Source organism: Burkholderia sp. RF2-non_BP3, assembly GCF_001522185.1.
GTDB lineage: Bacteria > Pseudomonadota > Gammaproteobacteria > Burkholderiales > Burkholderiaceae > Burkholderia > Burkholderia diffusa.
Genome location: NZ_LOSU01000067.1, coordinates 175208 through 201499, shown reverse-complemented (window position 1 = coordinate 201499; position 26292 = coordinate 175208). Strand labels below are relative to the sequence as shown.

26 protein-coding genes are annotated in these 26292 nt (G+C 68.9%); 6 read left to right on the top strand and 20 right to left on the bottom strand.

From position 1 onward, the window contains the following. Nucleotides 1-33: 33 nt before the first annotated feature. On the top strand, nucleotides 34-243 hold the full coding sequence (locus tag WS45_RS30650) for a hypothetical protein (protein WP_156437349.1): 210 nt from the start codon (nucleotides 34-36) through the stop codon (nucleotides 241-243). A gap of 170 nt (nucleotides 244-413) precedes the next feature. Here WS45_RS30650 and gor read toward each other — a convergent pair whose 3' ends face one another. From gor to WS45_RS30620, 6 genes are all read right to left on the bottom strand, one after another. Then, nucleotides 414-1769 carry a glutathione-disulfide reductase gene (gor, locus tag WS45_RS30645; protein WP_059535112.1) on the bottom strand — a complete coding sequence of 452 codons (1356 nt, stop codon included), beginning with the start codon at nucleotides 1767-1769 and terminating at the stop codon, nucleotides 414-416. Between the two features lie 247 nt (nucleotides 1770-2016). Then, complete coding sequence (locus WS45_RS30640; RefSeq protein WP_014895816.1) at nucleotides 2017-2241, bottom strand: hypothetical protein; 225 nt, start codon at nucleotides 2239-2241, stop codon at nucleotides 2017-2019. A gap of 374 nt (nucleotides 2242-2615) precedes the next feature. Next, on the bottom strand, nucleotides 2616-3737 hold the full coding sequence (locus tag WS45_RS30635; protein ID WP_059535109.1) for a porin: 1122 nt from the start codon (nucleotides 3735-3737) through the stop codon (nucleotides 2616-2618). A 363-nt stretch (nucleotides 3738-4100) separates the two neighbouring features. Continuing rightward, entirely contained in the window at nucleotides 4101-4853 is a 753-nt protein-coding gene (locus tag WS45_RS30630; protein WP_059535108.1) for a YoaK family protein, read from the bottom strand. Nucleotides 4854-4911: 58 nt separating this feature from the next. Further along, nucleotides 4912-5439 (bottom strand): chromate transporter, encoded by a 528-nt coding sequence (locus tag WS45_RS30625; RefSeq protein WP_059703206.1) that lies wholly within the window; start codon nucleotides 5437-5439, stop codon nucleotides 4912-4914. Further along, nucleotides 5436-6050, bottom strand: coding sequence for a chromate transporter (locus WS45_RS30620; protein ID WP_059703204.1), 615 nt, complete (start codon nucleotides 6048-6050; stop codon nucleotides 5436-5438). The genes WS45_RS30625 and WS45_RS30620 overlap by 4 nt, the downstream gene beginning before the upstream one ends. Before the next feature lie 96 nt (nucleotides 6051-6146). Between WS45_RS30620 and WS45_RS30615 the strand changes: the two genes are divergently transcribed. Continuing rightward, entirely contained in the window at nucleotides 6147-7031 is an 885-nt protein-coding gene (locus WS45_RS30615) for a transcriptional regulator GcvA (protein WP_059535104.1), read from the top strand. A gap of 41 nt (nucleotides 7032-7072) precedes the next feature. On the opposite strand, the gene WS45_RS30610 is transcribed toward WS45_RS30615, so the two are convergent. From WS45_RS30610 to flgB, 13 genes are all read right to left on the bottom strand, one after another. After that, nucleotides 7073-8380 (bottom strand): solute carrier family 23 protein, encoded by a 1308-nt coding sequence (locus WS45_RS30610; RefSeq protein ID WP_059691967.1) that lies wholly within the window; start codon nucleotides 8378-8380, stop codon nucleotides 7073-7075. 247 nt (nucleotides 8381-8627) lie between these two features. Further along, on the bottom strand, nucleotides 8628-9866 hold the full coding sequence (flgL, locus tag WS45_RS30605; protein WP_059703202.1) for a flagellar hook-associated protein FlgL: 1239 nt from the start codon (nucleotides 9864-9866) through the stop codon (nucleotides 8628-8630). Between the two features lie 23 nt (nucleotides 9867-9889). Beyond that, nucleotides 9890-11872 carry a flagellar hook-associated protein FlgK gene (gene flgK / locus WS45_RS30600; RefSeq protein ID WP_059703200.1) on the bottom strand — a complete coding sequence of 661 codons (1983 nt, stop codon included), beginning with the start codon at nucleotides 11870-11872 and terminating at the stop codon, nucleotides 9890-9892. A 194-nt stretch (nucleotides 11873-12066) separates the two neighbouring features. After that, complete coding sequence (locus WS45_RS30595; RefSeq protein WP_059535097.1) at nucleotides 12067-12822, bottom strand: flagellar brake protein; 756 nt, start codon at nucleotides 12820-12822, stop codon at nucleotides 12067-12069. A 236-nt stretch (nucleotides 12823-13058) separates the two neighbouring features. Beyond that, a complete protein-coding gene (gene flgJ / locus WS45_RS30590) occupies nucleotides 13059-14057 on the bottom strand; it encodes a flagellar assembly peptidoglycan hydrolase FlgJ (protein WP_059535095.1) in 999 nt (332 codons plus the stop codon). Next, nucleotides 14058-15254, bottom strand: a complete 1197-nt coding sequence (locus tag WS45_RS30585; protein WP_059703220.1) for a flagellar basal body P-ring protein FlgI — start codon at nucleotides 15252-15254, stop codon at nucleotides 14058-14060. It abuts the gene before it with no gap. A gap of 5 nt (nucleotides 15255-15259) precedes the next feature. Next, nucleotides 15260-15949, bottom strand: a complete 690-nt coding sequence (flgH, locus tag WS45_RS30580; protein WP_059535093.1) for a flagellar basal body L-ring protein FlgH — start codon at nucleotides 15947-15949, stop codon at nucleotides 15260-15262. 21 nt (nucleotides 15950-15970) lie between these two features. Further along, nucleotides 15971-16759, bottom strand: coding sequence for a flagellar basal-body rod protein FlgG (gene flgG / locus WS45_RS30575; protein ID WP_014895799.1), 789 nt, complete (start codon nucleotides 16757-16759; stop codon nucleotides 15971-15973). A 35-nt stretch (nucleotides 16760-16794) separates the two neighbouring features. Beyond that, a complete protein-coding gene (gene flgF, locus WS45_RS30570; protein ID WP_059691964.1) occupies nucleotides 16795-17553 on the bottom strand; it encodes a flagellar basal-body rod protein FlgF in 759 nt (252 codons plus the stop codon). Nucleotides 17554-17573: 20 nt separating this feature from the next. Next, on the bottom strand, nucleotides 17574-18815 hold the full coding sequence (gene flgE, locus WS45_RS30565; protein WP_059703198.1) for a flagellar hook protein FlgE: 1242 nt from the start codon (nucleotides 18813-18815) through the stop codon (nucleotides 17574-17576). A gap of 28 nt (nucleotides 18816-18843) precedes the next feature. After that, entirely contained in the window at nucleotides 18844-19590 is a 747-nt protein-coding gene (locus WS45_RS30560; RefSeq protein WP_059535087.1) for a flagellar hook assembly protein FlgD, read from the bottom strand. A gap of 67 nt (nucleotides 19591-19657) precedes the next feature. After that, the gene (gene flgC, locus WS45_RS30555) at nucleotides 19658-20083 is read right to left on the bottom strand and encodes a flagellar basal body rod protein FlgC (protein ID WP_059535085.1); all 426 of its coding nucleotides are present in this window, start codon (nucleotides 20081-20083) and stop codon (nucleotides 19658-19660) included. Between the two features lie 34 nt (nucleotides 20084-20117). Further along, nucleotides 20118-20606 carry a flagellar basal body rod protein FlgB gene (gene flgB, locus WS45_RS30550; RefSeq protein ID WP_059448497.1) on the bottom strand — a complete coding sequence of 163 codons (489 nt, stop codon included), beginning with the start codon at nucleotides 20604-20606 and terminating at the stop codon, nucleotides 20118-20120. A 206-nt stretch (nucleotides 20607-20812) separates the two neighbouring features. On the opposite strand from flgB, the gene flgA reads away from it, so the two are divergent. The 3 genes from flgA to WS45_RS30535 all read left to right on the top strand — a co-directional run bounded on the left by flgA (nucleotide 20813) and on the right by WS45_RS30535 (nucleotide 23049). Next, complete coding sequence (flgA, locus tag WS45_RS30545; RefSeq protein WP_059703196.1) at nucleotides 20813-22072, top strand: flagellar basal body P-ring formation chaperone FlgA; 1260 nt, start codon at nucleotides 20813-20815, stop codon at nucleotides 22070-22072. Between the two features lie 118 nt (nucleotides 22073-22190). Beyond that, the gene (gene flgM, locus WS45_RS30540; RefSeq protein WP_059448495.1) at nucleotides 22191-22523 is read left to right on the top strand and encodes a flagellar biosynthesis anti-sigma factor FlgM; all 333 of its coding nucleotides are present in this window, start codon (nucleotides 22191-22193) and stop codon (nucleotides 22521-22523) included. Between the two features lie 85 nt (nucleotides 22524-22608). Further along, on the top strand, nucleotides 22609-23049 hold the full coding sequence (locus WS45_RS30535; RefSeq protein WP_039317824.1) for a flagella synthesis protein FlgN: 441 nt from the start codon (nucleotides 22609-22611) through the stop codon (nucleotides 23047-23049). 103 nt (nucleotides 23050-23152) lie between these two features. Here the strand turns inward: WS45_RS30535 and WS45_RS30530 are convergent, their stop codons facing one another. Then, nucleotides 23153-25003 carry a M24 family metallopeptidase gene (locus WS45_RS30530; RefSeq protein ID WP_059703193.1) on the bottom strand — a complete coding sequence of 617 codons (1851 nt, stop codon included), beginning with the start codon at nucleotides 25001-25003 and terminating at the stop codon, nucleotides 23153-23155. Between the two features lie 440 nt (nucleotides 25004-25443). On the opposite strand from WS45_RS30530, the gene WS45_RS30525 reads away from it, so the two are divergent. Beyond that, nucleotides 25444-26286 carry a helix-turn-helix domain-containing protein gene (locus WS45_RS30525; protein ID WP_059703191.1) on the top strand — a complete coding sequence of 281 codons (843 nt, stop codon included), beginning with the start codon at nucleotides 25444-25446 and terminating at the stop codon, nucleotides 26284-26286. Nucleotides 26287-26292: the final 6 nt, after the last annotated feature.

Here is a 26292-nt window from a genome sequence, read left to right as displayed (position 1 = left end):
TGCCGGCTCGTTGACGGGCCGGCGGTCGATGCGGTGATCGAAACGGTTGGGGCACGCATCGGCGTGCGCGACTTCATCGCCCGGGTGGCGATGAAGATGAAGATGGAGATGGCGGCATGCGAAGGGAAGGTGCGCGCAACGGACGTGCTGCGGCAAGATGCGGACGCGCGGCGCATGGATCGACCACCCCGCTTGCGCCGGCTACCCCGTGATTCTGTCTACTGCGCTGTTGATCGCGCATGATCGGCCCCGAATATGATTTTGGCCGATGATACCAAGCCTGATTATCGAGACGGGATTTCTTGAGAAGAATTGACGTTCTTTACGGATCGTCGCGGATCCGTGGCGCGTCGCACGCCGGCGGAGCACGCGGGGCGCCCGCGCCGGCCCGCGAGCCGGCGCGCCGGTTGCGGTCAGTCGGCCACCTTCTGCCGCATCGTCACGAATTCCTCGGCCGCGGTCGGGTGAATGCCGATCGTGTCGTCGAACTGCGCCTTCGTCGCGCCCGCGCGGATCGCGATCGCGATGCCCTGGATGATCTCGCCCGCGTCGCGGCCGACCATGTGCGCACCGATCACGCGCTGGCTGTCGCGCGCGACCACGAGCTTCATCAGCGTACGCTCGTCGCGGCCGGACAGCGTGTGGCGCAGCGCCTTGAACGACGTGCGGTAGATGTCGATCTCGTCGTGCAGGCGACGCGCATCGGCCTCGGTCAGGCCGACCGTCGCGATCTCGGGCTGGCTGAACACGGCCGACGGCACATAATCGTGATCGACCGCGACGCGCGCGCCGCCGAACAGCGTCCGCGCGAGCAGCCCGCCGTCGCGGGTCGCCACCGGGGTGAGCTGCGGCCGCGACGTGACGTCGCCGATCGCATGGATCGACGGCACCGACGTCGCCGAATACGCATCGACGGCGATCGCGCCGCGCGCGTCGAGCATGACGCCCGCCCGTTCGAGCCCGAGCCCGTCGACGTTCGGCACGCGGCCGGTCGCATAGAGCACCGCGTCGTACGGGCCGTGCTGTGCGTCGCCGACACGCACGGAGAGCGTGCCGTCGTCCGCGCGCGCGATCGATTCGACCACGGCGCGCGCATGGATCGCGACGCCTTGCTTGGTCATTTCGTCGGTCAGGAATTGACGCACGTCGTCGTCGAAGCCGCGCAGGATCTTCTCGCCGCGATAGAAGAGATCGACCTGGCTGCCGACGCCGTTGAAGATGCCCGCGAACTCGACCGCGATATAGCCGCCGCCGACCACCGCGATGCGTGCGGGCAGCGTCGCGAGCGACAGCGCCTCGCGCGACGTGATCGCATGCTCGATGCCGGGCCGCGGCGGCAGCGACGGGCGCGAGCCGGTCGCGATCGCGATGTGGCGCGCGCGGATCGTGCGATCGCCGATCGCGACCGTATGCGCGTCGACGAGGGTCGCGCGCCCCGCGTGCATCGCGACGCCGGATTGCCTCAGCAAGTTGATGTAGATGTCGCTGAGCCGGTTGATCTCGCGATCCTTCGCGGCGATCAGCGCGGGCCAGTCGAGCGTGCCGGCGCCGAAGGTCCAGCCGAAGCCCTTCGCGTCCTCGAGCTCGTGCGGATAATGCGATGCGTAGACGAGCAGCTTCTTCGGAATGCAGCCGCGCAGCACGCAGGTGCCGCCGATCTGCTCTTCTTCCGCTATGCCGACGCGCGCGCCGTATGACGCCGACATCCGGGCGAGCCTCACGCCGCCGGAGCCGGCCCCGATGACGAACAGGTCGTAGTCGAAATCCATCGCAAGCCCTCATCGCAGTTCGGATGACGGCACGATAGCAAGATTCGGGAATTCGTGCGGAACGTGGCGGCGCAGGACGACGCGCGCCATATAAAAAACGGCGAGAGACGTCGCCTCTCGCCGGTCAAACCAGCTGCCGGGTGTGCCATGCGTCACCGATCGACCACATGCCCGGCCTGCCGGCCGCGCGGCACCGGTCCGTCCGGGCGCGCGAACGGCGCACCCGCGGCGGGACCGGCCGCCATGCTCAGGCCTGCGACGTGTCGCTGCCGTCCGTCGCCTGCGTATCGTCTGCCTGCTGCGGCTGCTCTTCCTTCTTCTCGAGCATGCCTTCGATCGCCTCGGCGCCCTTGAAGCCGGCGACGGCCGCCGCCGCCTTGGTCAGCAGGCCCGCATCCGGATCGACCTTCTCGGCCGCCTCGACGGCTGCCACGGCGCCAGCGATTTCACCCACGGTGTTCAGGATACCCATCGTCATCCCCTTTCAAGAAAATCGTGAGCGCATCGTCCCACGAAAAAAAACCGGCAGACCGTGTTTGTCATCACCGGATACACAAGTTACGCACCAGGCCGGCCGCACGCGAAACGCGCGCCGGAACGACGCCCGCGCGTGCGTCGCGGCACACGGCGGACCCTGCACGCAGCGTAGCGGAATCGCTTCGCGCGCACTGTCAAAGTATGTTCTGGAATGCCGACGGAATCCTTACGGGCAGGCCGCGCCCGATGGAGCAATCGCTGAATGGTCGTCCGCGTGCATGAAGGTCGCGTGACGAAAAAAAAGAGGCTCCCGCGGGAGCCTCTTCGATGCGCGCCGAGCGTGAGCCGGCGCGTGCGTTCCGATTTTCGTCAGAAGATATTGCGCAGGCCGATCGCGATGCCGGTCTGGTTGCTGCGACCCGGCAGCTCGACGTTCGCCGCGCCGTTCGTCTTGTTGAAGTCGATGGTGCCGTAGACTTCCGTGCGCTTGCTGAGCGCGTATTCGGCGATGCCGACGATCGCGTAGCGGTTGCCGCTCGCGAGCGTGCCGTTCGTGGTCATCGCGTTGCGCATGTGGTCGTAGTAGAACGCGCCGGTCAGCGTCAGCGGCGTGCTGACCTGCCAGCTCACGCCGGCGAACGGACCGTCGTCGATCCGGCCCGTGCCCTTCGCGACCGGAATCGACTGCTGCGCGAGCAGGCTGTCGACGAAACCGGTGTCGTCCTTCGAGCGCAGGTAGCCCGCATAGACCTTCGCCTTGCTGAACGCGTACACGACGTTCGCGTGGTAGATCGTCTGCTTGCGTGCGGAGTTGTCGCTGTTCTGCTGCGCGCCGGCCGCGATGCTGAGCGGGCCCATCACGTACGACAGCGACACGCCCCATGCATTGCCCTTGCCGAGCGAACCCGGGATCTGGCCCGAGAAGCCGCCCGCGCCGGTCGATTCGTAGTTCGTGCCCGTCGAGTACATCGCCTTCGCGGTCAGGCCCGCGAACGTGCCCGTGTACTTGATCTGGTTGTCCGCATACAGGCCGCCGCCGAGTGCGACCGGCAGCCATGCATTTTCGAAGTAGTTGCCGACCGTCAGCGGATCGTAGGTGTCCGACAGCAGGTCGAACAGCGGCGTCTTCTGGCGGCCGAGGGTCACCGTGCCGTACGGGCTGTCCAGGCCGACGTATGCCGCGCGGTTGAACAGGCGGCCGCTGTCGGCGAATGCGCCGTTCTGCAGGTTCACGCCGCTTTCGAGCTTGAACAGTGCCTTCAGGCCGCCGCCGAGGTCTTCTGTGCCGTAGATGCCGAAGCGGCTGTTGGTGATCGCGCCGTTGGTCATCGACAGCAGGCCGTCGTTCTTGGCGTTTGCGTTGGTCAGGTAGCGGACGCTGACGTCGGCGACGCCCCAGAGCGTGACCGAGCTTTGTGCTGCTGCGTACTGGCTGGCGAAGGCCAGTGCCGCGCCCCCTGCGATGGCTGCGAGTCGGGTGGTCTGCTTCATGAGCTTTCCTATTTGTAGGTGTCTCCATTCATGGCCGGCCGCGTGCGCAGCCGGGTGGCGATCGCGCACGTTCATGGCGCGCGCGATGTGGGCTGAATCATAAGACCAGTGCGCGCCCTGAAAGAAATTGAAATGCGCGGTAACGCGCGATTGTCGCCCTGGAACAACAACGGTCCCGCACCAGGCTTGCCGCACGCGTGACGGACGCGGGGTGCGGCGATGGCGAAACGAGGGCGGATGCCGTAAGGATCGGCCGGGGCAGCCGGCTGGCGTTCGGGTCGTGTCGCAGGCCGGTGACGCGATGCACCGGTGATTCGGTCACGCGGCGCATCGGCAGGCCGCATGGTGGCGGCCCTGCACACGTCAGGCAGGCTGCGACGTCCCGCCGTCGGGGTTGGCGCCGCTGCTGCCGTTGCCGGCCGCCGCATCGCCACGATCGCTCCCGCCGCCCGCCCGCCGCGCCCGCCGCACGATCTCCGCGAACGCGCCCGCCAGCAGCAGCACCGCGCCCCACAGCGCGACGTCCGGCACGAGCCGCGTCGCGAAGCCGCCGACCACCGCGCCGGCCAGGAAGCAGAAGCTGATCGTCGCAAGCAGCGCCGAGTCGTGCAGCGCGCCCGCGTCGTAGCGCGGAATCAGCCCGACGAACAGCTTCTGCGCGGCGCGCCGCAGGTTGCCGGTCGTCATCACCGACGTGTACGACAGTTCCTCGAGATGGGTGAACGACAGCGTCTGCAGCGTCGCAACGAACGAGATGCCGGGAATCAGCCACGCGCTCGACGCGCCGACGAGCCCGCTCGCGGCAATGCCGAGAAACGCGATCTCGACGATCAGGCTCGCGAACGCGGTGTGGCGCATCCAGCCGCGCCGCGCGGCGAGACCGAGCAGGTGCGCGACGAATACCGCGACCACGAAGCCGCCGAGCGGCGGCACGTGATGCAGCGCGGCCGCCCATTCGCCGGCCGACAGATTGATACCGAGCAGCGCGACGTTGCCGGTCATCGTGTTCGCGAACACGTGGCCGTGACCGACGTACGTGTACGCGTCGAGGTAGCCGCCGGACAGCGTGAGCAACGCGGCGACAGTGAGATTGCGGCTGGCGCCGTCGAGATCCATCGATCCTCCCGTGAATATTCGCGCCAGTATGCGGGACGGGAGACGGCTTGTCCTTCGCTCACTGGCCGATGCCGGTGAGCCCGATCAGCGCACCGGCCGCGAGCAGCCATAGCGGATGGATGCGCGTGCGCCACGCGAGCACCGCGCATGCGGCGGTGATGCCCCACTGGATCGCGGTGCGGTTCGACGCTTCCGAGATCAGCACCGCGCTGGCCGCGACGAGCCCGGCCGTGACCGGCATCAGCCCCTGCTGCACGTAGCGGCGCCACGGCCGGTCGCGAAAGCGCTCCCACGCGTGCAGCGCCAGCACCGTGACGAGCGACGACGGCCCGAACTTCGCGATCGACGCGACCAGCAGCCCGGCCCAGCCGGCCACGTGCCAGCCGACCAGCGACACGATCATCATGTTCGGCCCCGGCGCGGCCTGCGCGAGCGCGAACAGCGCGGTGAATTCGTGCGCGCTCATCCAGTGGTGCACGTCGACGACCTCCCGCTGCATCTCCGGCAGGATCGTGTTGCCGCCGCCGAATGCGAGCAGCGAAAGCTGGCTGAAGATCGTCGCGATCGCGATCAGCGTGTCGTTCATGACCGGCCTCCGTCGCGCGCGGCGGCGTGCTGCGGTGCTGGCGCATCGCGGCGCCGCGACGCGAGCCAGATGCTCAGGGGCGTCAGCACCAGCATCGTGGTCAGGAGCGGAATGCGCAGCACCGCGATCGCGACGAACGCGAGCGCCGCGATGCCGGCCGCGGTGCGCGGCGCGTGCAGCAGCGGTTTCACGACCTTCACGGCCATCGCGACGAGCAGGCCCGCGGCCGCGGCGGCGAGCCCGCCGAACAGGTGCTGCACGCGCGGATCGCCCTGCGTCTTCGCATACAGCACGCCGAGCGCGACGACCACGAGCGTCGGGCCCGCGATCAGCCCGAGAATGCCGGCGAACGCGCCCGCGACGCCGCGAAAGCGCATGCCGACGGCGACCGACAGGTTGATCACGTTGCCGCCCGGCAGGAACTGGCACAGCCCGAGCAGATCGGTGAATTCGTCGGCGGTGAGCCATTTGCGCTCCTCGACGATCGTGCGCCGCGCGAATGGCAGCGCGCCGCCGAACGACATCAGGCCGAGCGACAGGAAGCCGGTGAACAGCTCGGCGAGGCCGATCCGGCGCGGCGACGCGGCGGGCGGCGGAGAAACGGATTGCATGGGGGTCCTCATCAAACGGTGTCCCGAGATTACCGCCGTTCCGCACCCCGGCAAAACGATTTTATCGACGCGCCCTTGTGATCTAGAATCACAAGCATGGCACGCGACCTCCCGCCCTTTTCCGCGCTTCGGGCCTTTGAAGCAGCGGCACGACACGAAAGCTTCAGCGCCGCCGGCGACGAGCTGCATGTGACTCACGGTGCCATCAGCCGGCAGATCGCCGGGTTCGAGGCGTGGCTCGGCAAGCCGGTGTTCCACCGCTACGGCAAGCGCGTGAAGCTCACCGACGAAGGCCGCCGCTATCTGGATACCGTCCGTGCCGCGTTCGACAGCATCGCGCTCGCCACCGAGCAGCTGCGCAACACCGGTGCCGCGCGCGTGCTGCGCATCAATGCGCTGCCGACCTTCGCGATGAAATGGCTGCTGCCGCGCCTGTCGCGGTTCCAGCGCGACGTGCCGAACGTCGAGCTGAAGCTGTCCACGTCGAATGCGCCGCTCGACATGCTCGACGGTTTCGACGTCGCGATCCGCCGCGGCCCCGGCCCCTGGCCGAACTGCACGAGCGGCCACTTCCTCGACGAAAGCGTGATTCCGGTTTGCAGCCCCGCGCTGCTCAAGCGCGCGCCGATCGCCCGAGCGGACGATCTCGCGCGGCACGTGCTGCTGCATTCGGATACGCGGCCGGAAGGCTGGCGCGACTGGTTCGCGGCGGCCGGCGTGACGATGAAGGGGCGCAAGCGCCAGTCGTTCGATCACTTCTACCTGGCGCTGCAGGCGGCCGTCGACGGGCTGGGCGTCGCGCTCGGCCCGCTGCCGCTGATCGACGACGAGCTCGCGAGCGGCCGCCTCGTGATGCCGCTGCCCGGGCCGCGCATCGCGACGCGCAGCTACTGGTGGATCGCGCCGGGCGCGCCGGCCGGCGATGCGCTCGTCGCGCAGTTCTGCGCGTGGCTGCAGGCGCAGTCGAATATCGGCGCGTAACGACGTGCCGGCGGGCGGCATTGCACCGCCCGCTGCCAAGGTCAGACCACCGGGCCCGGTTCCTTTTCCTTGCGCAGGATCGCGTACAGGATGATCGCGCCGAACGTCGCCGTGCCGATCCCGCCGAGCCCGAAGCCGCCGAACTTCAGCGAGAAGTCGCCGGCGCCGAGCACCAGCGTGACGGCCGCGACGATCAGGTTGCGGTTGTCGGAGAAGTCGACCTTGTTGACGACCCAGATCCGCGCGCCCGTCACCGCGATCAGCCCGAACACGACGATCGACACGCCGCCGAGCACCGGGCCCGGAATCGTCTGGATCACCGCGCCGAACTTCGGCGAGAAGCCCAGCCCGATCGCGATCAGCGCGGCGATCGCGAACACCAGCGTCGAATAGATCCGCGTGACGGCCATCACGCCGATGTTCTCCGCGTAGGTGGTCACGCCCGTGCCGCCGACGCTGCCCGACACGATCGTCGCGAGCCCGTCGCCGATGAACGCGCGACCGACGTAGCGGTCGAGGTTGGTGCCCGTCATCGCGCTCACCGCCTTGATGTGGCCGAGGTTCTCCGCGACCAGGATCACAGCGATCGGCGCGAGCATCAGCATCGCGTGCGGATCGAAGACCGGCGCACGGAAGCTCGGCACCCCGAACCACGCGGCATGCGCGACGATCGAGAAATCGACCGGCTTGCCGAGGCCCATCCCGTTGGTCGCGATCGCGTAGATCACGTACGCGATCACCAGCCCGACGAGGATCAGCAGACGCTGCATCATCCCGCGCGCGAACACCGCGACGCCGCCGACGCACAGCACCGTGACGAGCGCCATCACCGAGTCGAAGGTCGATGCCGACACGCCCTTGACCGCGATCGGCGCCAGGTTCAGCCCGATCACCGCGACCACCGCGCCGGTGACGACGGGCGGCATCAGCGTCTCGATCCAGCGCGTGCCGATCGCCTGCACCAGCGCGCCGAGCGCGACGTACACGACGCCGCACGCGACGATCCCGCCGAGCGCGACGGGGATGTTCGGGTTCGGGCCGCTGCCGCCGTAGCCCGTCACCGCGATCACGAGGCCGATGAAAGCGAAGCTCGAACCGAGGTAGCTCGGCACGCGGCCGCCGACCAGCACGAAGAACAGCAGCGTGCCGATGCCCGACATGAAGATGCACAGGTTCGGGTCGAAGCCCATCAGCAGCGGCGCGAGCACGGTCGAGCCGAACATCGCGACGACGTGCTGCACGCCCATCGCGACCATCTGCGGCCACGCGAGGCGTTCGTCGGGGCCGACCACGCGCGAGGCGGCGCCGGTCGGTTGCACCCGCCAGCGCGGGAAGTAGGAATCGGACATGGGGAAAAGGGCTCCTGTCGAACGCCGGCTGCGGACGGTGCGCCGGTCTGGAATCTGGCGCGAGTTTACGGAGCGGAAATGGGGCTGGCAAGCGCGAACCGCCGGCGCGGCGGTGGCGCGGCGCGGCGGTCGTGCCCGCCGGGCGGGGTGCCGGACGGCACGATCGCGTCGATGCAGGCCGACGGCGGCCGGCCTGCGCCCGCCACGACGTAAGCGGGCGCTCACATCGTGGCGGATGCCGCGGGGATCACGGATTGATGTACTGGAACAGCGACATGTTCTGCAGCTGCGCGTACGCCTTCTGCGCGCCGCTCAACGCGTTCTGCACCTGCAGGTACTGGCTGATCGTCGTCACCATGTTGGTGCTGGTCAGGTCCGACAGGTTGCTGGTCGTCTGCAGCGCCGCGGTCTGGTTGACGACCTGCATCGCCTTGACTTCCTGCTCGCGGCCGCCGACCGACGCCAGCACCGTCGTGACGTTGCGCATCGTGTTGTTGATCTTCGTCGCGGCCGTGCCCATCGCGTTCGACAGCGCGGCGCTCGCCGTCTGGTTGCCGGTGACGGGCGTCTTCAACGCCGTGATCATCGAATCGAGCGTCGAGAACACGTCGACCCCGCTTGCCTGCGGCGCGGGCGTGACCGAAAAGGTGTCGTTGACCGCCGGCGTGCCCGACACGGCCACCTTCATCCCGCTGCCGAGCGCGATCGCGGTGCCCGACGTGTAGGCCTGCGCGGGCGTGGTCGTCGGCGGCGACGCCGTATTGTCGGTCACCGTGTAGGTCGGCGCGGCCGCCGTGCCGCCGAAGGTGATCGTGAACTGATGGCCGTTCGTCGCGGCCGCCGGGTCCGTCACCGTGACGTTGCCGATGGTGGCCGTGCCGGTGTTGCTCGCGCCGGCCGCCTGGACCGGCGAGCTGCCCAGCGCCTGCACCGACATGAACACCGCGAGGCCCGAGTCGCCCTGCGGCACGCTGCGCGAATCGTCGATCTGTACCGTGCGCGTACCCGTATCGCCGACGTAGCTGATGCCGCCGGCCGCGTTCTTCGTGAACGGCGCCGCCGCATTCTTGAACCCGGCGAACAGGTAGTTGCCCGCGCCGTCCGTCGCGTTCGCGAGCGACATCAACTGGTCGCGATAGCCCTCGAGCTGCGTCGCGAGCGCCGCGCGGTCGCTGTCGGCGAGCGAACCGTCGCCGGCGCGCACGATCACCGACTGGACGCTGCCGAGCACGGTGCCGACGTTCTGCAGCGTCTGGTCCTCGGCCTGCAGCGACGCGAGTGCCGTGCTCTGGTTCGCCGCGTACTGCGACAGCGTGGCCGACGTCATCGACAACTGCACGGCCTGCGCCGCGCCCACCGGGTTGTCGGCCGGCGTCGTGAGGCTCACGCCGCTCGAGATCTGCTGGTAGAGCTGCGCGAGCTGGGCCTGCTGATCGTTCATCTGGCCGACGTTCAGCTGGTAGAACTGGGTCGTGGAAATCCGCATCGTTTCTATCCTCTCGAATCCGGTCAGCTGAACAGGCCCAGCACGGTCTGGAACAGCGAAGACGCCGTCTGGATCACTTTCGCGTTCGCCTGGTAGAGCTGCTGGTACTGCATCAGGTTCGCGGCTTCCTCGTTCTGGTTCACGCCCGACACCGACTGCTGCGCGGACGTGATCTGGCCGACCAGCGCCGTCTGTGCGGTGCTCGACGACTTGAGCTGGCTCGCGGCGTTGCCGATGTTGTTCACGTAGTTCGCATAGGCGCCCGTGAGCGTCGTCGTGCCGCCGCCGAGCGTCTTCGCGTTGACGAGCTTCGACAGCGCGAGCGCGTTGCTGCCGTCGCTCGTGCCGCCCGCGTACGGTCCGATCGTGAACGAATCGCCGTCCGACGGCGTGCCCGACAGCGTGACGGTCACGCCGTTCATCGCCCCGGCGGCCGCGCCGGACATCGTCATCGCCGCACCGGTCGACGGGTCGTACGGCACGGGGTCGGTCGGACTCGCGATCGTCACCGACGTCGGCGGCGTGCCCGGGATCGTCACCGTGGTGCCGACCGGGAAGCCCGACAGCGACTTCGTCGCCGCGTCGTAGGTCAGCTTGGTCGACGGCACCTGGTAGCCTGCGCTCACCCCGCTCAGCGCGATCTTGCCGGTGCCGATGTTGGTGCTCGACGCAGACGTGATGGCCGGCGACGCGGCCGCGATCGCCGAGCCGCTCGTCGTCGCGAGGCCGAAGCCCGTCAGCGCGCCGCGCGTCGGCAGCACGGTGAACTGGTCGCCGGCATTCATCGCGCCGGACGAGAACGAGAAGTTCAGCCCGCCGAGCGAAAGCGGCATCGGCCCCGCCTTCTGGTCGACCACCGCGCCGCTCGCGCGGTCGGTCAGCGTGTAGTTCGTGCCGTCGTATGACAGCGTGTAGTCGCTCGTCGTCGGCTGCGACGCATTGGCGAACGAGACGGACAGCGATGCGTTGCCGGTGTTGCCCTGATTCGAATAGACGGCCGGGGCCGCCACCGTGAACAGGTTGCCGCCCGGCTTGCCGGACAGATCGATGCCGAGCGCGTTCTGCCCGTTGACCTGCGCGGCGAAGCTGGCCGCGACCGCGCCGAGTTGCGCCTGCGCGGGGTTGAGCGTCTGGCTGCGGAACGCGAGCAGGCCACCGAGCGTGCCGCCCGACAGCGACGCATCCGGCAGCGCCTGGTTCGGGCCTGGCGGGTTCGCGCCGGCGATGCCCTGCGACACGACGGTCAGCTCGCTCGGATCGGACGGCGACGTGACGGCCGCGAGCTGATAGCTCTTGTCGGCGAGGACGAGCGGCTGGCCGCCCGCGAGGAACACGCTGTAGCCGCTGTCGTTGCGCACCACCTGCACGCCTGCGAGGCTCGACAGGTTCGACACCGCGAGGTCGCGCTGGTCCATCAGCTGGTTCGGCGGCTGCCCCTGGCTGCTTGCCGACGAGATTTGCTGGTTCAGCTTCGCGATCTGCGCGGTGTACGTGTTGATCTGCGACACCGTGCTGGTGAGCTGCGTATTCACGCTCTGGCGCAGCGCGTCGTACTGCTGGCCGGCCGCGTTGAGCTGGTTCGCGAGAATCTGCGCGTTGCTGATCGCGGTCTGCCGCACCGACGGATCGGCCGCGCTGTTCGCCACGTTCTGCAAGCCGGTGAAATAGCCGGTGATCGCGGTCGAGATCCCGGCCGTCGGGCTGCCGACGTAATTGTTCAGCTGCGCGACGAGCGAATACCACGTCGACAGCGCGCCGCCCTGCGACTGCGCGCTGTTCAGCTGGTCGCTCAGGTACTGGCTGTACTGCCGCTGCACCGTGACGGTGTTCACGCCCTGCGGCATGTAGCCGCTCGACGTGTACTGGCCGCTCGCCTCGGCATAGACCGGGCGTTCGACCGAATAGCCGGGCGTGGCGGCGTTGCTGATGTTCTGACCGGTCGTCGTGAGGCCCCAGAGCGCGGCATTGAGGCCGCTGACGCCGAGGTTCATGAGTGTGTTGGACATGCGCGATCCTGATGAGCCGGCCGCGCTGCGGCCGCCGGGTTGCGTGACTCCCGATATAACGGCCGCGGATCGGAAAAATTGAGGGAAAAATACGCGTGCGACGCGCGCGTGCGCGTCGTGTGTCGAGCCGCCGGGCGAACGCCGCCGGCGCCGGTGCGAAAGCGGCCCCGGGCGGGGCCGCGAGAGGGATTATGTCAGGCCCGCGCGAGCGAGCGGCGCTTCATCTCGAGCTGCGTGATCAGGCGCTGCAGCGTGTTCTCCGCGCTGCCCGGCAGCGACATGAAGCGAAAACCGAGCTGGAAGCGCCGCGAACCGTTCGGCATCTGGGTCGAACGCTGCGACACGAGCCGCAGGTCGAGCGACAGCTTGCCGTGGCCGGTCAGCTCGAGTTCGACCTCCGGCAGCAGCGTGCCGACCTCGAGCGCCTCGACGCGCTCGTCGGCCGTGCGCAGCCCGACGCCGCCGAGCGACAGGTTATGCACCTCGAACACGAAGCTCTCGCCGTCCGGCAGCTTGCCGCGGCACAGGAACGGATCGACGATCGGCGCATCGACGCGGAAATACTCGCGGCGCTGGATGCACATCAGCACGTCGGGAAAATCGGCGACGAACGCGGGCAGCCCCTCGTAGCGCGTCTCGCGCGGCGTGCTCGTGGTGAATTCGACGCGCACGCCTTCGGGCGCCGCCGCGAACGTGCAATGCGACGCGCCGAGGATGCCGGCGTTCTGCTCGGACAGCGCGCCCCAGTCGAACGTGAACGTGCGCGCGCCGACGTCGACCTCGAGCAGGCGCGTGACGAGCTGGCCGCCCGGATACTGGACGGTCAGGAAGTCGCCGCGGTTCACGAGGTTGCGCAGCTGCACACCGATCTCCAGCGGATTGCGGCGGGCATAGTCGGGCCCGGAATGGCCCGCATCCAGGCTCGGATCGGTCGACGTTTCGATATTCATGGCTAGCCGGTTTTCTTTTCATGGGCGCCCGGGCGACCGGTGCGCAGTAAAACCGGGCCAGAACATGGCCCGGTTGCAGGTCTCACACACTTAGCGGCAGTGCTCACCGAAAGTTTAGATCGAATTGGCGGTTTTTTTCGCGCAAACGTTGAAACCGCGCGCGGCGGGGTGCCGGGCGCGGTCCGTAAGACTGCAAGAATGGGCCGGCAGGCGGGGCCGTTCCGGCCCCTGCCCCGTCAGCCGATCTGCTGCATGATCGAGATCAGCTTCTTCGCGTAGTTCGGGTCGGTCGCGTAGCCGGCCTTCTGCAGCCCGTGCGCGAAGCCCTCGACGCTGCGGCTCGCGCTCAGCACGCCCGCGTAGCGCGGGTTGTTCTTCAGCAGGTTCGCATAATCGGTCATCGCGTGCTCGTACGAATCGTACGCGCGGAACTTCGCGACGACGCGGCGCGGCGCGCCGTTCACGTATTCGGTCGTCAGCGCCGACACCGTGCGGCCCGTCCAGCCCTTGTTCGCCTTGATGCCGAACACGTTGTAGCTCGTCGAGCCGTCGCTCGCGCGGATCTCGCGCTTGCCCCAGCCCGATTCGAGCGCGGCCTGGCCCACGATGAAGCGCGCCGGGATGCCGGTGGTCGCGCTCGCCGCCTGCGCCGGGGCGGCGAGCCGGTCGACGAACGCGTCGGCGTCCTGCGCGCCGCTCGCGCCCTTCAGCGGCGGCGTCAGCGCGCTGCCGGCCGTGTAGCCGCGCGCGCCGGCGAGGCCGCCGTTGTTCGCCGCGTTCGCGTAGGCCCGCGCCATCGCGTTCATCGCGGCGAGGCTGCCTTCGTTGCCCGACGTGCCCGAACCGGCCGCACCCAGGCCCACCGCGCCGAGCCCGGCCGCGCCGGCGTCGGCCGCCGTGTCGCCGCCCGTGCCCTGCCCCGCGTTGCGCAGCAGCTGCTTCATCAGCGCGTCGGCCACGCCGATCCCGCGCTTCGACATCTGCTGCGCGAGCTGCTGGTCGAGCATCGACGTGTACATCTTCGACGTGTGCGAATCGAGCAGCCCGCCGTCGGGCGACGCGTCGCGCATGCTCTTGAGCATCATCTGCGTGAACATCGCGTCGAACTGGCCCGCGACCGCCTTCGCGCCGGCCTGCGGCGACTGCTTCGCCTGCGCGCGCAGCGCGTCGAAACCCTGCACGTCGAGGGCGAAGCGCTGCGTCAGGTCGTTCGCGTTCGGGAGAGTAGCTGCCATTTAGATGATCTCCAGATCGGCGCGCAGCGCGCCGGCCGCCTTCATCGCCTGCAGGATCGACATCAGGTCCGCCGGCGTCGCGCCGAGCGTGTTCAGCGCCTTCACGACGTCGGCGAGATTCGCGCCGGCCGTCACCATCTTCAGCGCGCCGTTGTCCTGCTTCAGCTGGATCTGCGATTGCTGCGCGACCACCGTCTGCCCGTTCGAGAACGGCCCCGGCTGCGACACCACGGGCTGCGTGTTGACGACCACCGACAGGTTGCCGTGCGCGACCGCGCAGCTTTGCAGCGTGACCATCTGGTTCATCACGATCGAGCCGGTGCGCGCGTTCAGGATCACCTTCGCGGCGGCCTTGTCCGGGCTCACGTCGAGGTTCTGCAGGCGCGCCATGAACGCGACCTGCTGCGCGGAATCCGCCGGCGCGGCGAGCTGGATCGTGCGGCCGTCGAGCGCCGTCGCGGTGCCCGGGCCGAAGCTCGAATTGACCGCGGACACGATCCGCTGCGCGGTGCCGTAGTCCATGTCGTTCAGCTGCAGCTGCAGCACGCCGTTCATCTGCGCGATCGCGTTCGGCACCGAGCGCTCGACGATCGCGCCGCCGACGATCCGGCCGGCCGCGAGCTGGTTCACCTGCACGCGGCTGCCGTTCGCGCTCGCCCCCGCGCCGCCGACCGCCATGTTGCCCTGCGCGAGCGCGTACACCTGGCCGTCGGCGCCCTTCAGCGGCGTGAGCAGCAGCGTGCCGCCGCGCAGGCTCTTCGCGTTGCCGAGCGACGAAACCGTCACGTCGAGCGCCTCGCCCGGCCGCGCGAACGGCGGCAGCGTCGCAGTGACCATCACGGCCGCGACGTTCTTCAGCTGCATGTTGTTCAGCGACGACGTGCCGCCGTTCGCCGAGCCGTTGTTGATCGAGATGCCGAGGTTCGCGAGCATGTTCGCGAGCGTCTGCGTCGTGAACGGCGTCTGCATCGTCTGGTCGCCCGTGCCGTCGAGACCGACGACGAGGCCATAGCCGATCAGCGGGTTGTCGCGCACGCCCTGGATCTGCGCGAGGTCCTTCAGGCGCTCCGCGTGCGCGGGCGCCGCGCCGAGCGCGCATGCGGCCAGCACGAACGCGGCGGCGAGCCGCGCGACGGCGGGCACGCGCGACATACGGGACGCGCGCGACGAGAAGCGGTGGAAAAGAGGCTGCTGCATCGTCGTCACCACGGTGCGATGTTGAGGAAGAAGCGCTGCAGCCAGCCCATCGTCTCGGCTTCGTTGATGTAGCCCTTCGCCGAGTATTCGATCCGCGCGTCGGCCACCTGCGTCGAGTAGACCGAGTTCGCACCCGAGATCGTGTTCGGGTTGACCACCCCGGAGAAGCGCACGAACTCGTTGCCCTGGTTGATCAGCATCTGCTTCTCGCCGCTGACGACGAGATTGCCGTTCGGCAGCACGTTGGTGACGGTCACCGTGATCGTGCCGTTGAACGTGTTCGCCGCGCTGGCGCCGCCGGTCGCCGCGAACTTGTTGTTGCCGGCCGCCGACAGGTTCGCCTTCGCGAACAGCCCGCCGAGGAAGCCGGCCGTCGGCACGTTGAAGCTGGTGTCGCCCGCGCGGTTGGTGTTCGCGCCCGACGACTTGGTCGCGTTGATGTTCTCCGCGATCACGATCGTCAGGATGTCGCCGACGTTGCGCGGCCGCTGATCCTCGAACAGCGGCCGGCCCGCGTAGCCCGGGTTGTAGATCGAGCCGGGCGCCTGCATCGCCATCGGCGCCGGCGGCTGCGCCGTCATCGGCTGCTGGATGATCGGGTCGCGCGGAATCTGCGCGCAACCGGCGAGCGCGGCCACCGCGACCGCGCACGCGGCGCGGACGGAGGCTGACGGGAGGAGGCGAACCTGCTTCATGGCGACGACGGGACTTTCCGGTTAGCTCTTCATCTGCGTGACGGTCTGCAGCATCTGGTCGGACGTCGTCACGGCCTTGCTGTTGATCTCGTACGCGCGCTGCGTCTGAATCATGTTGACGAGCTCCTGCACGACGTTCACGTTCGACGCCTCGACATAGCCCTGGTTGAGCACGCCCGCGCCGTTCAGGCCCGGTTGCGACACGTTCGGCGCGCCCGACGACGTGGTCTCGGCGAACAGGTTCTCGCCCTTCGCCTCGAGACCGGCCGGGTTGATGAAGGTCGCGATCTGCAGCGAGCCGATCTGCACCGCGTTGCTCGAGCCCGGCTGCGTGACCGACACGACGCCGTCCTTGCCGATCGTCAGCGACTGCGCGTTCTGCGGCACGGTGATCGCCGGCAGGATCTGGTAGCCGCTCGACGTGACGAGCTGGCCCTGCGCGTTGGTCTGGAACGAGCCGTCGCGCGTGTATGCGTTCGTGCCGTCCGGCATCAGCACCTGGAAGAAGCCCGCGCCGTTGATCGCGACGTCCTTCGAGTTGCCGGTCTGCGTGAGGCCGCCCTGCGTGTACAGGCGCTCGGTCGCGACCTGCTGCACGCCGGTGCCGAGCTGCAGGCCCGACGGCAGTTCGGTCTGCTGCGTCGAGTTCGCGCCCGGCTGGCGGATGGTCTGGTACAGCAGATCCTCGAACACCGCGCGCGACGCCTTGAAGCCGTTGGTGCTGGTGTTCGCGAGGTTGTTCGAGATCACGTCCATCTGCGCCTGCTGCGCATTCATGCCGGTGGCGGCGATGTAGAGCGATCGGTTCATGTTGAATCTTCTCCTGGTAGCGAGGGCCGTGCCGCTCAGCTGAAGTTGAGCAGCTGGTTCGCCGACTGCTCGTTCTGGTCGGCCGTCTGGATCAGCTTGGACTGCAGCTGGAACGCCCGTGCGTTGTCGATCATCGCGACCATCGCGGTCACCGGGTTCACGTTGCTGCCTTCGAGCGAATTCGGCGTGACGACCACGTTCGGGTCGGTGTCGGCCGGATTGCCGTCGGCGGTGCGGAACAGCCCGTCGTTGCCGCGCGTGAGCGTGGCGGGGTCCGGGTTCACGAGCTTCATCTGGTCGACGATCGCGACCGCCGTCGGCGGATCGCCCGGCATCAGCGCCGACACCGTGCCGTCCTTGCCGATCGTCACTTCCGCGTTCGGCGGCACCGAGATCGGGCCGCCGTTGCCGATCACCGGCAGGTTGCTCGCGTTGACGAGCTGGCCGTTTTCATCGACGTGCAGGTTGCCCGCACGCGTGTAGGCCTCGCTGCCGTCGGCGGCCTGCACCGACAGCCAGCCGGCGCCCTGCACGGCGACGTCCAGCGGGTTGCCGGTGCGCGTGATCGGGCCCGGTGCGTAATCCGCGCCGGGCGTCGACGCGAGCACGTAGGTGCGCGTCGTCGTCGGGTCGATGTTGCTGCCGTCGCCGAAATTCATCGGCACCGCGCGATAGGTCGCGAGCTGTGCGCGAAAGCCCGTCGTCGACGCGTTCGCGAGGTTGTTCGCGACGATCGCCTGCTGGTCGAGCGACTGCGACGCGCCCGTCATCGCCGTGTAGATCAGTCGGTCCATGGCTGCCGGTTATCCGCGCATTACAGGTTGATGAGCGTCTGGTCGACGGTCTGCTGCGTCTTGATCGTCTGCGCGTTCGCCTGGTAGTTGCGCTGCGCGGTGATCAGGTTGACGAGCTGCGACGTGAGATCGACGTTCGAGTTCTCGAGCGCGCTGCCCTGCAGCGAACCGTGGTTCGTGCTGCCCGGCGACGAAATCTGCGGCACGCCCGACGCGGACGATTCGGCGTACTGGTTGCCGCCGAGGTTGACGAGCCCGTTCGGGTTGTTGAAGTTCGCGAGCACGATCTGGCCGAGCACCGACGTCTGGCCGTTCGAGTAGTTGCCGGTCAGCTTGCCGTCGGCGCCGATCGAGAAGGTCGTCAGCGTGCCGCTCGCATAGCCGTCCTGCGCGAGGTTGTTCACGCCGTCCTTGCCGCCGTACTGCGTGGTGCCGGTCAGGTCGAGCGTGAGCTGCTGCGGCGTCGCCGAGCCGTCGGTGTTCGGGACGGTGAACTGGAACTGGCCGAGCGATGCGGTCGGCGCGGCCGGCGTGCCCGTCGTCGTGCTCTGGATCGCGCCGGACGAGTTGAACGTGACCGTGCCGAGGTCCGTCGTGGTGCCGCCCTGCACGCCTGCGTAGGCTTCCCACGTGCCGGCCGCCGACTTCACGAAATACATGTTGACCGCCTGCGAGCCGCCGAGCGAGTCGTACACCTGGATCGACGTCGAGTAGTTGTACGTCGTGGTGTCGGTCGCGCTGAACGGCGTCTTGGTCGGCACCGTGTCCTGCGAGTTCAGGTTGAACTGGCCGGCGATCTTGGTCGTCGCGGTCGGCGCGATGTTGCTGGTCGGCGCCTGCAGCGGCACGGTCTGCGCGGTGTTGACCACGCCGCCCGTGTTGGCCGCGTAACCCATCAGGTTACGGCCTTGCGAATCGACGATGAAGCCGTTCTTGTCGCGCTGGAACGTGCCGTCGCGCGAGTACGTCGTCACGCCGTTGTTCGACATCTGGAAGAAGCCGTTGCCGTTGATCGCGACGTCGAGCGACGAGTTCGTCGTGTTGATCGTGCCCTGGCCGAACTGCTGCTGCACCGAGGCGAGCGTCGTACCGATCCCGATTTGCGTGTTGACCGACGTCGCGACCGAGTTCGCGTACATGTCGGAGAACTGCGCGGTGCTCGACTTGAAGCCGACCGTGTTCGCGTTCGCGATGTTGTTGCCGATCACGTCGAGCGCGTTCGATGCGCCGGCGAGGCCGCTCAGACCCTGTTGATAACCCATTTCGGTCTCCGTTTTCGAGAAATCTGGATCAGTTGGTGGTGGTCGTGCCGCCGGACGACGACGACGCGGTGTTCGGGAAGATCGACGCGACCTGGGTCAAGCCCACCGTCGTGCCGTTCGACAGCACGAGCCCCGCCGTGCCGTCGGCCTGCTTGATGACGCTCTGCACCTGCGCGGCCGCGAGCACGGTCGGCGCATACGTCTTGCCGTCCGAGCCCGTGTACTGCGCGCTCACGGTGTACTTGCCGTCCGGCAGCGCGTTGCCGGCCGCATCGGTCGGCGTCCAGTTGAACGGCACCGTGCCGGCCGACTGCTTGCCTGCGTTGATCGTGTTGACGACGACGCCCGAGCTGTTCTTCACGGTGATCGTCAGGTTCGACACGTCGTTCGCGAGCGACACGCCGAACGGCGACGCCGCGCCGCTCTTCACCGCGACGCCGTTGCCCGGCGCGAGCACGTTCGTGCCGATCAGCAGCGCGGCCTGCGTCTGCTGGCCGGCCGCGAGCTGCGTCGACAGCGACGTGAGCGACGTGTTCAGCTGCGCGATGCCGCTCACCGTGTTGATCTGCGCGAGCTGCGACGTCATCTGCGAGCTGTCGACCGGGCTCGTCGGATCCTGGTTCTGCAGCTGCGTGACGAGCAGCTTCAGGAACGTCGCCTGCAGGTCGCTCGCCGACGTGCCGTTCGTCGACACGTTGTTGGTGTTCATCGTGTCGGTCGGCAGGGTCGACACGTTGGTGCCGTTGCTGCCGATCGTCGTGCTGGTGGAAGTCATCCTGGGTGGCCTTGTGTCGGAACTGTCGGGTCTGGGTCTCGGTGGGGAAGGACGCTCGGCGCGCGGCTTACGTGCCGATCGTCAGCGTCTTGAGCATCAGCGTCTTCGCGGTGTTCAGCGTCTCGACGTTGGCCTGGTACGAGCGCGACGCCGAGATCATGTTCACCATCTCCTGCACCGGATCGACGTTCGGCATCTGCACGTAGCCGTTCGCGTCGGCGGCCGGGTTCGCCGGGTCGTAGGTCGACTTCATCGGCGACGGATCGTCGACCACCCTGGTCACGCGCACGCCGCCGACGCCCTGGCCGGACGCGGTGCGCGCGCCGCCGATCGGGTCGGTCGCGAACACGACCTGCTTGGCCTTGTACGGCTTGCCGTCGGGGCCGGTCGCGCTGTCGGCGTTCGCGAGGTTCGACGCGGTGACGTTCAGGCGCTGCGATTGCGCGGACAGCGCCGAACCGGCGACGCCGAAGATGTTCATCAACGAGGGCATGGGGGCTCCTTGTTCGGGGCGAAGCGGCGCGCGCTTACGAGTTCGTCGAAATCGCGGCGATCATCGCCTTGATCTGCTGGGTCATCACGGTCATCCCGGTTTCGTAGTGCAGCGCGTTGTTCGCGAACTGCACGCGCTCGACGTCGAGATCGACCGTGTTGCCGTCGAGCGACGGCTGCAGCGGCATCCGGTACTGCGCGCGACCGTAGTCGTCGGCCGGGCCGCCCGTCGGAATCAGCTTCGCGGTGCCGGCCATGTGGCCGGGCGCCGTCGACACCATCGTCATCCCGCTCGTCACGCCGGCCGGCTGCGCCATCGGCAGCTGCGCGGCGTTGCTCGGCGCGAGGCCGCCGCCGGTCTGCTTCAGCGAGCGCGCGAGGGTCGACGCGAAGTCGACGTCGCGGGCCTGGTAGCCGGGCGTGTCGGCGTTCGCGATGTTCGACGACAGCAGCTCCTGCCGATAGGCGCGCACGTCGAGCGCCTGTCGGCCGAACGCGAATTCGGCATCGAGTTTGTCCAGCATGTGTGCGTCTCTCCGTATGAAGCGCTGCACGCCCCCTTGCGCCGGATGGCGACCCAAGGGGCTTTTTTCCATGACAGCTATGGTAGGCGTCGGGCGCAACCGGCAATCGGACGAATAACGCGGCAAAGGCCCCCTCTATTCATCGTTTGCGCGACGGCCGGGCTCCCTAGAATGCGAATCGGATCAACGGCTTCGAGGACACGGCGATGACAGGCGCACTTCGCGGAAACGACGGACGCGGCCCGCGCATGGCGCGGGCGTTCGCGCTCGCCGCGGCGCTGTGGCTCGCGGTGCCGCTTGCGCACGCGGACGACGGGATGATCGTGATTCCCGGACGCGGCGAGACGGCCGAAACCGCGCTCGCGCATGCGAACGCGGCGAGCGGCGGGCAGTTCGGCGGGAATGCGGGCACGGCTTCGGGTACGGGCATGGCGATGGCGGGCGGTGCCGTTGGCGCGGGTGGTGGCGCCGGCGTGACCGGAGTGACCGGCGCGGCCTCGGCCGGCTCTGCGGCGCTGCCGGCCGGCTCGATGGTCGTGACGAGCGTCCCGCCGCCGGCCGCCGTGCCAGTACCCGCGCCGCGCCCCGTCTACGCCGCCGCGCGCACGAACGCGGGCGATGGCGCACGGCGCGCCGCCGATCCGGGTGCCGTCGCGACCGTCGTCGCCGGTACGGCCGAGCCCGCATCGAATCCCGCGAATTCCGCAAATCCCGCGCGACCGGCCATCGCCGCGCGCATGGCCGCGGCCCGGGCCGCTTCAGCCGCGCCGGCGCCGCGCGCGCCGGCCGCTGCCGCCAACCCGGCCCAGGCCGCCGCCACGCTCCAGCCGGCCACGCCGGCCGGCCAGCAGGACCCCGACGCGATCCGGCGCACGGCCCTCGCGTTCCTGCAGCAGCAGATCGCGGGCCTGCCGGGCAAGACCACCGCGACCGTCGCGACCGCGTTCCCGCGCGGGCTCGCCGCGTGCACGACGCTCGAGCCGTTCCTGCCGACCGGCGCGCGCCTGTGGGGCCGCACGACGGTCGGCGTGCGCTGCGCCGGCGAGCGGCCGTGGACCGTCTATCTACAGGCGAAGGTCGCCGTGCAAGCGACTTATTACGTCGCCGCGCGGCAGATCGCGCCCGGCGAGCCGCTCACCGCGGCCGACCTCGTCGCGCGCGACGGCGACCTGACGGTGCTGCCGCTGGCGGTGATCACCGATCCCGCGCAGGCGGTCGGCGCGACCGCGCTGGCCCGGATCTCGGCCGGGCTGCCGCTGCGCCAGGACATGCTGAAGAGCGCCGCGTCGGTGACGGCCGGCCAGACGGTGCGGGTCGTCGCGGCCGGGCCCGGCTTCACGATCTCGGCCGAGGGCAGCGCGCTCGCGAATGCGGCGCCGGGCCAGTCGGTGCGGGTCAGGATGGCGGCGGGCCAGATCGTCACGGCGATCGTCAAGGACGCCGGGACCGTGGAAATTCCGCTATAGGGACGGATCGCGCCGCAAGATTGCAAAGAATTGTTTATTCGGAGAATGTCGGGCTCACGATGCTAAAGTTCGGGCCGACCCGGCCGTTATCTGGGTCATACCGTACAGGAAACCCATCGTGAAGATCGATTCCACTCCGAACCCGAGCCCACTCGCGTCGACCGGCAACGGCGCGACCCGCGCGCAATCCGGCGCGGCTTCGTCGTCGTCCGCGCAGGCGGCCGACGCAGGATCGACCGGCGGCGACACGACCGTGAACCTGTCGGGTCTGTCCGGCCAGCTGCGTTCGCTGTCGGCCTCCGGCAGCGCCGACATCGACACGGCCCTCGTCCAGTCGATCAAGGACGCGCTGAACAACGGAACGTTGACGATCGACGTGAACAAGATCGCCGACGGCGTACTGAATACCGCCCGCGACCTGCTGCAACAGCAGCGCTCGCAGGGCAACTGAGCCGGCCCGGGGCCCGTCACGCCCGGACCGGTCCCCTGGTTTGCCGGCATGCGGACACGCGTGCCGGCGCGACGAGCATGACGCGATGAGAGAAGAGCTGCTGGCCACGGTCAACGACGAACACGCGACGGTCGAAGCGTTCGCGTCCCTGCTCGCCTACGAGGAAAAGGCACTGACGACGCCGGAGCCGCTTGAAATGCTGCCCGGCATCGTCGAGAAGAAAAGCGCGTTGATCGACCGGCTCGCGCAGCTCGAGCGCACGCGCGACACGCAGTTGTCCGCGCTCGGCTTTCCGGCCGGCAAGAAAGGGATGGACCAGGCCGCCGAGCGCGATGCCCGCCTCGCCGGCCGCTGGCAATTGCTGCTGCAGGCCGCCGAACGCGCGCGCCAGGCCAATGCGACCAACGGGATGCTGATCCGGATCCGGATGGACTACAACGAGCGCGCGCTCGCGGTGCTGCGCTCGGCGCCCGCGCCGGCCGGCGTCTATGGCCCGGACGGGCGTGTGTCGGCGCTGATGCGTTGATGCGTTGATGCCCCGACTGTACCGACTGCCCCGATTCCACTGACGTACCGATCACGCCGGCGCATCGCGCGGCCCTGCCGCGGCCGCGCGCCCCTTCCCCGTCTTACAGCAGCGGACACGCGGTGACCTGCGTGCCGCGTTCCACGCAAAGCCGTTCGTAGTCGCGCAGGTACGCGCGCTCGTCGTCGTTCAGCAATTCGACGTCGATCAGGTCCCAGTCGTAGCCGACCGTGACGATGTTCTCGAACGCCACGGTGTCCGACGCGTCGTCGTCCGCGCGCACGATCACGATGTTCTCGATCCGCACGCCGCCCTTGCCCGGCACGTAGATGCCCGGTTCGACCGAAATCACCGCGTTCGGCACCAGCCCGTACTTCGCGCCCGGCGCGAACCGCACGCCGCCCTCGTGCACGTGGATCCCGACGCCGTGCCCGGTGCCGTGGCCGAAATCGTAGCCGTGGTCGCGGCACACCTGGCGCACCGTCGCATCGACGTCGCCGCCCGTCGCGGTCTTCGGGAAGCGCGTGACGAGCCCCTTGATGCACGCCTTCAGCGCGACCGTGTAGATCTCGCGCTGCCACGGCTGCGCGACCGTCTCCGGCCGCGTGCGACGCAGCACGACGCGCGTGCAGTCCGTCGCGAAACCGGCGTCGTAGTACGCCCCGCTGTCGAGCAGCACGAGTTCGCCTTCGGTCAGCTCGACGTCGGCGCTCGCCGCCGTGTAATGCGCGAACGCGCTGTTCGCGCCGTTCGCCGCGATCGACGGGAACGTCAGCGCGACCGCCGAGCGGGCGCCGTACGCGTCGTTGATCGTGCGTGCCAGGTCGTACTCGGTATGGCGCCGCCCCGGTTCGCCGACCTTCGCCCAGCGCATCGTTTCGGCGATCGCCGCCGAACTGCGCGCGAACGCGTCGCGGAACCGGTCGAGCACGGCCGGCGTCTTGCCGGCCCGCAGCGCCTCCACCGGGTTGAAATCGGCGTGGCGCGCATGCGGCCACACGCGGCGCACCGACTCGACGAGCGCGCAGTTGACCGATTCGAAGCCGTAACACGCGTGGTCGACCGCGAATTGCGCGAGGAAGCGCTCGAGTTCGGCGAAGTCGCGCCGGATCACGTGCAGCGCCGGATACGACGCCAGTTCGACCGGGCAGCGGTCGCAGCCTTCCGGCAGGAACAGCGCGACCTGCTCGCCGACCGCGAACAGGAAGCCCAGGTGCGACGACGCGTTCGGGATGTGATAGCCGCGGCTGTTCAGCAGGTACGCGAGATCGTCGGACGCGCACGTGAAGAACGCGGTCTTGCCGGGCGCCGCGCCGGTGTGCGCGGCGAGCCGCCGGTTCAGCGCGTCGAGGTTCTGCGCGACGCTCGCGCCGGTCATCGCGTCCGGCAGCTCGAAGATCGGCCGCTCGACCACCCAGCCCGGCAGCGCGATCGCGCGGTCGATCTCGCGCTCGACGAGGCTCGTCCAGTCGAGCGACGCCGCCTGCGTGCGCTCGACCAGCCGGTCGCGCTGCGCGACGCTGATCCGCAGCGCGTCGTAGCCGACCCGCGCGAGCCGGCTCGCGTGCGCGAGCAGCCAGTCGGCCAGCGCCTGCCAGATCGTCACGTTCATCCCGAGCTTTTCGATGCGCACGCGCGCCGGGTCGCACTGCTGTTCGGCCTGCAGGTGATAGCGGCCGTCGACGAACAGCACGAACGGCGGCACGCCGAGCGCCTGCGCGGTCGCCGCGCTCAGGAAGATCCCGCAGCCGGCCGAGCCGTCGAAGCCCGACAGCGCGTAGCGCGGGTTGTTGCTGCGCGGCAGGTATTCGGTGATGTACTCGTCCTGCGACGTGACCACGACCGCGTCGAGCCGGGCGGCGTCGAGCAGTCGCGACAGACCGGCCTGCGTGTCGGCGACGGACGCGTCGTACGAGGGAAGGCCGGAGAAGCTGTATTTCAGTCGATCGATCATCGGATACCCGCTATTGATTGTTGTCGTCCGCCGGCGGCGTCACGCGCCGGCGCGTGCCTGGCGCGCCGCGCCGCCCGTGCGGGGACGACGCGCGGCCCGGCGGGCAGCCGCGCCGCGGCGCCGTTCCATCGACGGATTTTCGGGGGAAATTTTCGTCTCACTTAACTTTGTTTGATGCGAGCGACAGAATCTAGAGCACGCTGAAAACGAGGTCAAGCCAAAATTTTCGTAGGGCTAAAATTACCGGCGCCGCGCGCGACGGCGGCGCGGCCCCCCGCGGCCCCGCCTGGCGCGAGGCGGCCGGGCGCCGGCGTGCGCGGTACAATGCGCCGGCATCGTCGTCCCGACGGCCGTGCTTCGTGCGATTCGCGGAATGCCGCATCCCGGCGACGGCACAGCCCCTCCGCTCGCCTTGCGACTCGTTGCCACGAAAGAGATTCATGGATTCAGACATCATGCGTATCGGCCAGCGCATTCGCCGCCTGCGCCGGGAAGCGAAGAAAACGCTGCTGGAAGTCGCGACCGAAGCGAACCTGTCGGTCGGGTTCCTGTCGCAGGTCGAGCGCCACCTCACCGGCATCTCGCTCTCGTCGCTCGTCAACGTCGCGAAGGCGCTGAACGTGCCGCTCGGCACGCTGATCGACCAGCCGCGCCAGGCGCAGCCCGACTCGCACGCGGGGCGCCGCGAACCGTACGCGGTCGATGCCGCGTCGCAGTGGTACGAGCGGCTGTCCACCACCTTCGACGGCAGTCAGATCAACGCGCTCAAGGTCCGGATGATGGAGGGCTACCGTTCGGAATGGGTCGCGCACGGCGGCGACGAGTTCGTCTACGTGCTGACCGGCCGGCTCTGCTACACGATCGGCAAGAAGGATTACCCGCTGTCTGCCGGCGACTCGCTGCACTTCGACGCGCGGAAGCGCCACCGCGTCGCGAACGTGGGCGACGGGCCCGCCGAAATGATCGCGGTCGGCACGCTGCCGCTCTTCGACGACGACGGTGCCGAGCTGGGATCCGAGGCGATGAAGATCAGACTGCTCGCACGCGATGCCGGCGCGGCGCCGGGCGAACCGCGCGTGAGCCGCCGCAAACCCGCACCGAAGCGCGAGCGCGATGCGGATTCGCTCGCGGCCGCGACCGCCGACATGCCCGCCGACACGCCCACCGACACGCCTGCCCGCGCGATGGTCAGGCCGGCAGCCGGGAAGCCACGCGCGACCGCCGCGAAACGTCCTGCTGCCGCCACCCCGGCCCGCCGCGCCGCCGCCCGCACGAAGAAATGACGGCGG